Annotated in this window: 9 protein-coding genes; 4 read left to right on the top strand and 5 right to left on the bottom strand. The window is 76.4% G+C overall.

Going from position 1 to position 9,667, the window contains the following annotated elements; translation table 11 throughout:
• Window positions 1–50: 50 nt before the first annotated feature.
• Window positions 51–1,847 (bottom strand): acyl-CoA dehydrogenase, encoded by a 1,797-nt coding sequence (locus tag RKE29_RS24245; RefSeq protein ID WP_312007738.1) that lies wholly within the window; start codon window positions 1,845–1,847, stop codon window positions 51–53.
• 239 nt (window positions 1,848–2,086) lie between these two features.
• Here RKE29_RS24245 and RKE29_RS24240 point away from each other — a divergent pair, with 239 nt between their 5' ends.
• The 4 genes from RKE29_RS24240 (at window position 2,087) to RKE29_RS24225 (ending at window position 5,474) form a co-directional block, all read left to right on the top strand.
• Entirely contained in the window at window positions 2,087–2,440 is a 354-nt protein-coding gene (locus RKE29_RS24240; RefSeq protein ID WP_312007737.1) for a hypothetical protein, read from the top strand.
• A gap of 102 nt (window positions 2,441–2,542) precedes the next feature.
• A complete protein-coding gene (locus tag RKE29_RS24235; protein ID WP_312007736.1) occupies window positions 2,543–3,700 on the top strand; it encodes a serine hydrolase domain-containing protein in 1,158 nt (385 codons plus the stop codon).
• 133 nt (window positions 3,701–3,833) lie between these two features.
• Window positions 3,834–4,685, top strand: coding sequence for an endo alpha-1,4 polygalactosaminidase (locus RKE29_RS24230; RefSeq protein ID WP_312007735.1), 852 nt, complete (start codon window positions 3,834–3,836; stop codon window positions 4,683–4,685).
• 279 nt (window positions 4,686–4,964) lie between these two features.
• The gene (locus RKE29_RS24225; RefSeq protein ID WP_312007734.1) at window positions 4,965–5,474 is read left to right on the top strand and encodes an O-acetyl-ADP-ribose deacetylase; all 510 of its coding nucleotides are present in this window, start codon (window positions 4,965–4,967) and stop codon (window positions 5,472–5,474) included.
• 69 nt (window positions 5,475–5,543) lie between these two features.
• On the opposite strand, the gene RKE29_RS24220 is transcribed toward RKE29_RS24225, so the two are convergent.
• The 4 genes from RKE29_RS24220 to pabB all read right to left on the bottom strand — a co-directional run.
• Window positions 5,544–5,984 carry a phosphotransferase gene (locus tag RKE29_RS24220; protein ID WP_312007733.1) on the bottom strand — a complete coding sequence of 147 codons (441 nt, stop codon included), beginning with the start codon at window positions 5,982–5,984 and terminating at the stop codon, window positions 5,544–5,546.
• A 28-nt stretch (window positions 5,985–6,012) separates the two neighbouring features.
• Window positions 6,013–6,804, bottom strand: coding sequence for an aminotransferase class IV (locus tag RKE29_RS24215; protein WP_312007732.1), 792 nt, complete (start codon window positions 6,802–6,804; stop codon window positions 6,013–6,015).
• On the bottom strand, window positions 6,801–8,057 hold the full coding sequence (locus tag RKE29_RS24210; RefSeq protein WP_312007731.1) for a 4-hydroxybenzoate 3-monooxygenase: 1,257 nt from the start codon (window positions 8,055–8,057) through the stop codon (window positions 6,801–6,803). The genes RKE29_RS24215 and RKE29_RS24210 overlap by 4 nt, the downstream gene beginning before the upstream one ends.
• 93 nt (window positions 8,058–8,150) lie before the next feature.
• On the bottom strand, window positions 8,151–9,667 hold a 1,517-nt coding region (pabB, locus tag RKE29_RS24205; protein ID WP_312007730.1), incomplete at its 5' end, for an aminodeoxychorismate synthase component I.

Here is a 9,667-nt window from a genome sequence, read left to right as displayed (position 1 = left end):
GGCCCGCGCCGCCCGCCCCGCCGCGGCCCGGCACGCGGGCCCGCGCCGGGTCAGAACCAGCCGGGCTCCATGTCGAGCGTGGTGCGGTCCAGGCTCTCCAGGAGGTCGAACTGCGCCGCGGTCCGGGGCAGCTCGAACCGGAAGAAGTAGCGGCCCGCCTGCCGCTTCCCGTCGTAGAAGGCCCCCTGGCGGCCGTCGGCCGCCAGGAGCTGTTCCAGCCAGATCCAGGCCACGACCACGTGCCCGACCGCCTCCAGGTACACCGAGGCGTTCGCCAGGGCCAGTTCGGGGTCGCCACCCGCCCACAGCGCGCGCGTCACCGCCGTCACGCGCCCCAGCGCGTCCCCCAGCCGCCGCCCGAGCCCGGCGAGTTCGCCGCCGGCCGCGGCCGCCCGGTCCACGGTGGCCGAGACGGTCTCGGCCAGTACCCGCAGCCCCGCGCCCGAGTCCATGACGACCTTGCGGCCCAGCAGGTCCAGGGCCTGGACGCCGTGCGTGCCCTCGTGGATGGCGTTGAGCCGGTTGTCCCGGTAGAACTGCTCGACGGCGTACTCCCGCGTGTAGCCGTAGCCGCCGTGCACCTGGATGGCCAGGTCGTTGGCGGCCAGGCACCACTGCGCGGGCCAGCTCTTGGCGACCGGGGTGAGGACGTCCAGCAGGAGCTTCGCCCGGGCCCGCGCCTCCTCCCGCGGCGCCGTGCGCTCCTCGTCCAGCAGCCGCCCGCAGTACAGGACGAGCGCCAGCGCCCCCTCGACGTACGCCTTCTGGGCCAGCAGCATCCGCCGGACGTCGGCGTGCCCGATGATCGGCACCTGCGGGGAGGCGGCGTCCCGGGCCGCGACCGGGCGGCCCTGCGGGCGGGTGCGCGCGTAGTCCAGCGCGTGCAGGTAGCCGGTGTAGCCCAGCGCGGTGGCGCCCAGGCCCACCCCGATGCGGGCCTCGTTCATCATGTGGAACATGTACGCCAGGCCCCGGTGCGGCTCGCCGACCAGGAAGCCGACGGCGCCGGGGGAGCCGCCCGGCCGGAAGGCCCCCTCCCCGAAGTTCAGCAGCGCGTTGACCGTGCCGCGGAAGCCCATCTTGTGGTTGAGCCCGGCCGCCACCACGTCGTTGCGCTCGCCGAGCGTCCCGTCGGCGCCCACCAGCACCTTGGGCACGACGAACAGGGACAGGCCCTTGACCCCGGCGGGCCCGCCGGGAATCCGGGCCAGGACCAGGTGGACGATGTTCTCCGACAGCTCGTGGTCGCCGCCGGAGATCCACATCTTGTTCCCGAACAGCCGGTGGGTCCCGTCCTCGCGCGGCTCCGCGCGGGTGCGCACGTCGGCCAGCGAGGAGCCCGCCTGCGGCTCCGACAGGCACATGGTGCCGAAGAAACGCCCCTGGACCATGGGCCGTACGTAGGTGTCGACCTGCTCGGGCGTGCCGTGCGCCAGGAGCAGGTTGGCGTTGGCGGCGGTGAGGAAGGGATATCCGGCCGTCGCGACGTTGGCCGCCTGGAACCAGGCGAAGCAGGCACTGGTCAGCACGGCGGGCAGCTGCATTCCCCCGACCGCGTGGTCCATCCCGCTGCCGAGCAGGCCCGATTCGGCGAAGACCGCCAGGGCCTTGCCCACCTCGGGGATGACGTGCACGCGCTCCCCGTCGAAGCGCGGCTCCTCGGTGTCGCTCTTCCGGTTGTGCGGGGCGAAGTGCCGGGCGGCGATCGTCTCGCTCAGGTCGAGGGCGCCGTCGAACGTCTCGCGCGCGTGGTCGGCGTACCGCGGCCGCGCGGTCAGCGACTCGGCGTCGAGCCACTCGTACAGCAGGAAGTCGATGTCACGGCGCGAGAGCAGCGTTGAACCCATGGTCCTTCCACGGCGTGCTGGGGAGGCGGGATGCGGGCCCGGAAGGCCGCCGGCGCGGTCAGGCCGGACGGGATCTTCCGGGCGCGCGCCGCGGGCGGTCGGTGTCGTCCGCCCGCGATACTAAGCGATCGCTTAGTCTGGGGCCACAAGGCCGGGCGGAGACGTCGGAAAATCTCCGGTGGAGGTTGACGCGGAGGGGAGGATGGACGGTGCGGGGCGGCCGGACAGTCGGGAGGGGCATGGGTGCGGCGCGCGTGTGGTACATGCGGTGTCCGGAGTGCGGGGCGGTGGCCCCGGTGGGGACCGTGGCCCAGCGGTGCGGTGTCGACCAGGGCGTGCGGTGGCAGCTGCCGGTGGAGGTGGTCTGCGCGATGTGCGGCGCCCAGATGCCGGTGGCGCACGGCGACGCGGTGCCCTGCGACACCGACGTACGCTGCCGGGGCCGGCGGCGCCTGCTGCGCCGGGCCGCGCGGCCCGGCGGATGGTGGCCCTGCCTGCACGTCTTCCGGGTGCCCGCCGACGCGGTCCGGGTGCGCTGCCCGCACTGCGCCACCTCCCAGCCGGGGCCGGCCGCCCGGCCCACGCGCCGGTAGCCCGGCCGCCCCGGCCGGAAAACCGCTCCGGCCGGTCAACCCCGCGCCGGGCGGCGGAGTCCTCACCGGTGACGGACCACCACCTTCTCACCGGGAGTGCCCATGCGGCTGCCGCGTACCGCCATGCCAGCCCTCGTCGCGGCCCTGCTGGCCGCGACGGCCGGGTCCGCCGGGACGGCCCACGCGGCCCGCCCGGACGGCGGACACCCCGCCACCCAGGAGGCCCTGGAGCGGGCGGTCGCCGCGAAGGACCTGCCCGGAGCCGGCGCCACCGCACGGCGGGACGGGCGCACCTGGCACGGCGCGACCGGAGCCGCCGACCTCGCGACGGGCCGCGCGTGGACGCCGCGGGACCACTTCCGGGCCGGCAGCATCACCAAGACGTTCACGGCCGTCGTGCTGCTCCAGCTCCAGCAGGAGGGCGTGCTCGACCTCGACGACACGGTCGAGCGCTGGCTGCCCGGCGTCGTCCGGGGCCACGGCAACGACGGCAGGCGCATCACGCTGCGCCGCCTGCTCAACCACACCAGCGGCCTGCCCAACTACTTCGACGACCCCGCACTGCGGGCCCAGCTCACCGGACCGGCCTTCTTCGTGCACCGGTACGACACCAAGACGCCGCGGGACCTGCTGCGCGCCGCGCTCCGCCACCCCCCGGTCTTCGAGCCGGGCACCGGCTGGCGCTACTCCAACACCAACTACACGGTCGCGGGCATGGTGATCGAGCGGGCCACCGGCCACTCGTACGCCGAGGAGGCGACGCGGCGGGTCCTCGTCCCGCTCGGACTGGCCGGCACCTCCTTCCCCGGCACCACGCCCACCCTGCCCGAGCCCCACCCGGTGGAGTACGCGCTCGGCCCGCCCGGCGGCCCGCTGCCCTGGGACGCGACCGCCATGAACCCGTCCTGGTACGGCGCCGCCGGCGAACTGGTCACCACCACCGGCGACCTGAACCGCTTCTACGGGTCGCTGCTCGCCGGCCGGCTGCTCGGCCCCGCCGCTATGGCCGAGATGTTCGACGGGGTGGCCACGGGCGTGCCCGGCGTCGACGCGTACGGGCTCGGCGTCTTCGCCCACCGGCTGCCGTGCGGCGTGACGGTCTGGGGCCACGACGGCGGCACCGTGGGCGGCACCTCGGACGCGGTGGGCACCCCGGGCGGCCGGCACACGCTCGCCTTCCACATCAACGGCGACTGGCTGCTGGACGCCGACGCGCTGACGGGCGTCGCCGACGCGGAGTTCTGCCCGGCCGGGACCTGAACCCCGGCCTGCCGCCCGCGCCCGGGGCGGCGGCCGCCCCTGGCGGCCGCCCCCTTAGGCTGGTGCCGCCGCCCGGCACGGTGACGCGTCCCGCGGCCGCCCGAACAGCCCGGGCCCCACCCGTGGAGCGTGCATGCCGGTAAGCGCCCGGCGGCGGGCCGCCCTCGCCGTCGTCCTCGCCGTGCTCGCCGTCCTCGCCGTGCTCGCCGCCGTCCTCGCACTCCGGTCGGCCCTGGAGGACGGCACCGGGAACGGCGCCCCGGACGGCGGCGCGGCCGTGGCCCTGCCGCCCGCCCACGCCGGCTTCGACTACCAGATCGGCGGCCCCTACCCGCCGCCGCCCGGCGTGGCCGTCGTCACCCGCGACCACGAGGCGTCCCCGGCCCCCGGCCGGTACACCATCTGCTACGTCAACGCCTTCCAGGCCCAGCCGGACCGCGAGGGCGACTGGGACCCCGACCTGCTGCTGCGCGACCGCGACGGCGAGGTGGTCGTCGACGAGGACTGGGACGAGGCGCTGCTCGACATCGGCACCCCGGCCCGGCGCGACCGCGTTGCCGCGCGGGTCGGGGCGTGGATCGACGACTGCGCCGAGAAGGGCTTCGACGCCGTCGAGCCGGACAACTACGACAGCTACGAGCGGTCCCGGGGCTTGCTGACCGGCGGCGACGCGCAGGCGTTCCTGTCCCTGCTCGCGGCCCGCGCGCACGCCCGGGGCCTGGCCGTCGCCCAGAAGAACGCCGTGGAACTGGCGGACCGCCGGACGGCGGCCGGAGCCGACTTCGCGGTCACCGAGGAGTGCGGGCGGTACGGCGAGTGCGGCGCCTACACCGCCGCGTTCGGCGCCCACGTCATCGACATCGAGTACAGCGCCGAAGGCCTGCGCGCGGCGTGCGCGGACTCCGGCGGCCGGCTGAGCGTCGTCCGCCGCGACCTGGAGGTCTCCGCCCCGGGCGACCGCGGATACCTGCGGCAGACCTGCTGACCGCCGCCCGCGGCCCGGCAGACGGCCCGTCGGCGCACCGGCAGCCCCCTGCCCGCTGCCCGGCGGCGCGGCGGGCCCGTACGGTCCGCAGTGCCTGGCCCGGTACGGCCTGAGGGCCCGTCGACCGCCGTCGGCCCGCGCGGGCCGCGGGCCGGGCGGCACGCACGCCGTCCCCGAGCGCCGGGCCCCGGCGGCGCCGGGGGACGAAGCCCGAAGCCGCGGGCGCCGCCCGGCGGCGCCTGACGCCCGCCCCGCCCGCGGATGCCCGAGGATGGGCCCATGACCGACATCACCTACGTCCAGGGCGACATCACCGAGCAGCACGTCGACGCCGTCGTCAACGCGGCCAACTCCTCCCTGCTCGGCGGCGGCGGAGTCGACGGCGCCATCCACCGGGCCGGCGGGCCGGAGATCCTCGACGCCTGCCGGGAGCTGCGTGCCTCCCGGTTCCGCGACGGCCTGCCCGCCGGCCAGGCGGTCGCCACGACCGCGGGCCGCCTCCCGGCCCGCTGGGTCATCCACACCGTCGGCCCCGTCTGGTCCGCCGCCGAGGACCGCTCCGCCCTCCTGGCGTCCTGCTACCGCGAGTCGCTGCGGGTCGCCGACGAACTCGGCGCGGCGACCGTCGCGTTTCCCGCCGTCTCCACGGGCGTCTACCGCTGGCCCGTGGAGGACGGGGCCCGCATCGCGGTCGAGACGGTACGGAGCACGGACACCGCGGTGCGGGAGGCGCGCTTCGTCCTGTTCAACGCGCCCGCGTACGCCGCCTTCACCGCGCAGCAGCCCTAACGCGGCCCGTGCCCGCCCGCCTCACGGCCCGCCCGCGCGGCCCGGTGAGCGCGTACCGGCGAAGGCAGCTCAGACGACGGCCCTGTCGGGGGCGTGGGCGGCGATGGCGGCGGCGGTCTCCTCCGGGGTGAGCGCCGCGCTGTCCAGCCACCAGCCGACACCGCCCGACTGCTCGCGCATCACCCGGTACTGGGGCGCGAAGTCGAAGTGGACGCGCTCCCGGACCGGGCGGGCGGCGTTGCGCTGGCGGCACATCGCGAGCGGCGGGGCCGGCACGACGGACATCACCGGCCGGGGCCGCAGCGCGCCGACCACGAAGTCGAACGCCGCCCGGTCGCCGATGGCGTACCCGACGACCGGGGCGACGCCGTCGTCGGCAAAGTTGCCTGCCGGCGCGCGCATGTCGCGGGCGCACAGCCGCGCCTGGCGCCGGGACTCCTCGGCGGGCTCGCCCAGGAACCCCACCCGCCCCTGGACGAGCCGGGCGCCGGCCGGACCCCGCCCGCCCACCGCAGTACCGCCCGGGTCCCGTACGGCCTCACAGCGGCTTGCCGGGAATCTCCAGATAGGCCTTCAGCAGTTGCGCCGCCGCCGGGAAGCCGAGCGGGAAGGCGGTGGCGTCGATGTGGCTGATCGGACGGACGCCCATCCCGGCGTTCACCGCGAACGCGGCCCGCATGCCGCGCACCCCCGCGACCGTCACCGGCTGGACCCGGTGGTCGCCGGTGCCGCGCAGCAGCGCCGCGGTCACGCCGGGCAGGACGTCTCCGGCGGGCCACACCACCGCCCCGTCCGCGGCCACGAACCCCACGTTCCAGGTGGGACCCTCCAGGATCCAGCCGTCCGGGCCGGTGAACAGGACGTCGTCGGCGCCGCTCACCTGGGCGCGCCGGCGGGCGTGCAGCGCGCCGAACAGGCCGGTGTGCTTCACCCGCGGGGTGTCCCGCACGTACGGGGCGGTGACCACCCGCAGCGGCGGCAGCGGCAGGCCGGCCGCCGGACGGCGGGTGACCAGCACCCGCGGGGCGCCCGGCCGGCCGGGATGCCCCAGGTCCAAAGCCGGGTCGAAGACCGTCACCCGCACCAGCACCGGCCCCGTGGTGTCCGCGACGGCCCGGCGCAGCAGGCCGCGCACGTACGCGGTGTCGAGGTCGGCGCCGAAGACGGTCCGGCAGTCGCGGACCAGCCGGTCCAGATGGAGCCCCAGGCCCCGCACCCGGCCCTCCTCGACCCGCATGGTGGTGAAGTGGCCGTAGTTGGTGAGGGCCAGCGCACCCAGCGCCGCGGCGTCGGCCGTCCGCCCGTCGAGTTCCGCGTCCGGATACGTCATGTCGCCCGCCCTCGCCGGCCGCCCGCCGCCGCGGACGGGCGGCCGGCGAGGTCCGCCCCGCGGCGGGCCGCCGCGGGGTCGCGGGTGAGACCCGCGTAGTCCTCGGCGAAGCTCGCGGCGGCAGTCCGGGAGCCGACCAGGTGCCGCAGCCGGGCCCGGCGCAGCCGCGTCTCCATGGGGTCCTCGCCGGGGTGCGGGTGGAGCAGCCAGGTCATCCGCGCCGAGAAGTCCTGGGCCTGCCACACGTGGCGCAGGCAGGTGCGCGTGTACTGGTCCAGCGGTTCGCGGTTCCCGCCCGCGTACCACGAGGCCAGGGCCCCGGCGAGGACGGCGGCGTCCGACACGGCGAGGTTGAGGCCCTTGGCACCGGTCGGGGGAACGATGTGGGCCGCGTCCCCGGCGAGGAACAGCCGCCCGTACTGCATGGGTTCGGCGACGAAGCCGCGCATGGACGTGATGCCGCGCTGCAGGACGGGGCCCTCGTTGAGGGGCTCGCCGGAGGGGCACAGGCGGGTGCGCAGCTCCGCCCAGATCCGGTCGTCCGGCCACCGGGCCAGGTCCTGGTCGGGAGCCACTTGCAGGTACAGCCGGCTGACGGTGGCCGAGCGCATGCTGTGCAGGGCGAAGCCGCGGTCGTGGACGCCGTAGACCAGCTCCTCCCCGGCCGGCGGCGCGGCGGCGAGGATGCCGAGCCAGGCGAACGGATAGTCCTTCCGGTAGGCGGTCAGGTGCCCGCCGGGGACGCTGCGGCGGGTCACGCCGTGGAAGCCGTCGCAGCCGGCCACGAAGTCGGCGCGGACGGTGGTGGGCGTGCCGCCGAGGGTGCACCGCAGCGTGGCGCGGTCCCCGGTCAGCTCGTCCAGCACGATGTCGTCCACGCCGAAGTACGGGGGCGCGCCCGCCTCCGTCCGGGCCCGCAGCAGGTCCTTGACCACCTCCTGCTGCCCGTACATCGTCACCGTCCGGCCGCACAGCTCCATGGTGGACAGGCGGTGCCGCTCCCCGTCGAAGCGCAGCTCGAACCCCTCGTGGACGTGGCCTTCGCGGTCCATGCGCTCCCCGGCCCCGCTGTCCCGCAGGAGGTCGGCGGTGCCCTGCTCCAGCAGCCCGGCGCGGACCCGGCCCTCGACGTACGGGCGGTCGTGCCGCTCCAGCACGACGCAGCGCACGCCTTCCAGGTGCAGCAGGTGGGCCAGCACCAGCCCGGCCGGACCCGCGCCGACGATGGCGACCTGTGTGCGCACCGTGCCCATCGCGTCCTCATCCCTTTCGCTCGGTGGTGTGCGGATGCGGCCCCGGGCCGCCGGCCGGGGGCGCCCGCCCGGTACGGCCCGGGGCGCGGCCCGTCAGCCGGCCGCGGCGGGGTGCTGGCCGGGGAACTCCGCGCCCAGCAGCCGCAGCAGCGGGGTGGCCTTGACCGCGGTCTCCTCGAACTCGGCCGCGGGGTCCGACAGCGCCACGATCGCTCCGCCGACGCCGTAGGACACCCGGCCGGGCGTGGCGACGACCGTGCGGATGACGATGCTCAGGTCGGCGGCGCCGGAAAGGGAGAAGTAGCCGATGGCGCCGGAGTACACGCCGCGCGGCCCGGCCTCCAGCTCGTCGATGACGCGCATGGTACGGATCTTCGGCGCTCCGGTCATGGAGCCGCCGGGGAACGCCGCCCGTACGCAGTCGACCGCGCGGTGGCCCGGCCGCAGGCGGGCCTGCACGGTGGAGACCAGCTGGTGCACGGTGGCGTAGGACTCGACCGCGAAGGCGCTGGGCACGCGGACCGAGCCGACCTGCGCGCACCGGCCCAGGTCGTTGCGGACCAGGTCCACGATCATCAGGTTCTCCGCCCGGTCCTTCTCACTGGTGCGCAGCTCCTCGCGCAGCAGGTCGTCCTCGGCGGGGGTGGCGCCGCGCGGCCGGGTGCCCTTGATGGGCTTGGACTCCACCAGGCCGTCCGCGCCGACCCGCAGGAACCGCTCCGGTGAGGTGCTGAGCACCGAGAGGGAGTCCAGCAGCAGCAGCGCGGCGAACGGAGCGGGGCTGGTGCGGCGCAGGAACCGGTAGCCCTGCCACGGGTCGAGATCGCCCCGCGCGTGCACCATGTTCGTCAGGCACACCTCGTAGGTCTCGCCGCGGCCGATCGCCTCCTGGCAGGTGGCGATGGCCGCGAGGTAGGCGTCCCGGTCGTGCCGCAGCCGCAGGCCGGACAGGTGCTGGGGCCCGGGGCCGGGCTCGGGCCGGCGGCCGCCGAGCCGGGCCAGCGCGGCCGTGGTGCCCTCCAGCCAGGCGCGGGCGGGCTGCTCGGCGCCGGGCGCGGCGAGGGCCAGCAGGTAGGCGGTCGCGGTCAGGTGGTCGAACACCACGGCCCGGTCGGCGTAGACCATGACCGCGTCGGGCTCGGCGGAGCGGTGCGCGCGGTCGCCGCCGCAGTCGGCCTTCAGCTCGTACCCCAGGTAGCCGACCCAGCCCAGCGTGAAGTCGAACGGCAGCTCGGGCACCTCGACCCGGCGCGCGGCCAGGTCGCCGGCGAGCCAGTCGAGGAACGGCTCGCCGACGACCTCCGTCCCCGCGGCGGAGGTCACCGTGACCGTGCCCTGCCACACGTCGGCCGTGGCCACGCGGGCCAGCGGACCGGAGGCGTCGCCCATGGCGGAGAACCGGCCCAGCGAGGCGTCGGTGGCGCTGCTGTCCAGCCAGAACGCGTGCCGGGAGGAGCGGAAGAGGTGGTCGAAGACCACTTCGTCGACGGCGCGCGTCGGTACCCGCTCGACCAGCACCCGCCACGGTCCGCCCCCGTCGGTCCCCGCACCCGGGGCGGCACCCGCCGCGGACGCGGGGGCGGCCGGCGGCGCGCCCTCCGGCGCCGCGG

It is taken from the genome of Streptomyces sp. B1866, from assembly GCF_031932565.1.
Lineage (GTDB): Bacteria > Actinomycetota > Actinomycetes > Streptomycetales > Streptomycetaceae > Streptomyces.
Note: the sequence above shows the minus strand (reverse complement) of the source record. Positions and strands in the feature narration are given on the sequence as shown.

Excerpts from the sequence above, each read along its gene's own strand:
- RKE29_RS24245 (WP_312007738.1), bottom strand. The coding sequence starts at position 1,847 with ATGGGTTCAACGCTGCTCTCGCGCCGTGACATCGACTTCCTGCTGTAC.
- RKE29_RS24240 (WP_312007737.1), top strand. The coding sequence starts at position 2,087 with ATGGGTGCGGCGCGCGTGTGGTACATGCGGTGTCCGGAGTGCGGGGCG.
- RKE29_RS24235 (WP_312007736.1), top strand. The coding sequence starts at position 2,543 with ATGCGGCTGCCGCGTACCGCCATGCCAGCCCTCGTCGCGGCCCTGCTG.
- RKE29_RS24230 (WP_312007735.1), top strand. The coding sequence starts at position 3,834 with ATGCCGGTAAGCGCCCGGCGGCGGGCCGCCCTCGCCGTCGTCCTCGCC.
- RKE29_RS24225 (WP_312007734.1), top strand. The coding sequence starts at position 4,965 with ATGACCGACATCACCTACGTCCAGGGCGACATCACCGAGCAGCACGTC.
- RKE29_RS24215 (WP_312007732.1), bottom strand. The coding sequence starts at position 6,804 with ATGACGTATCCGGACGCGGAACTCGACGGGCGGACGGCCGACGCCGCG.
- RKE29_RS24210 (WP_312007731.1), bottom strand. The coding sequence starts at position 8,057 with ATGGGCACGGTGCGCACACAGGTCGCCATCGTCGGCGCGGGTCCGGCC.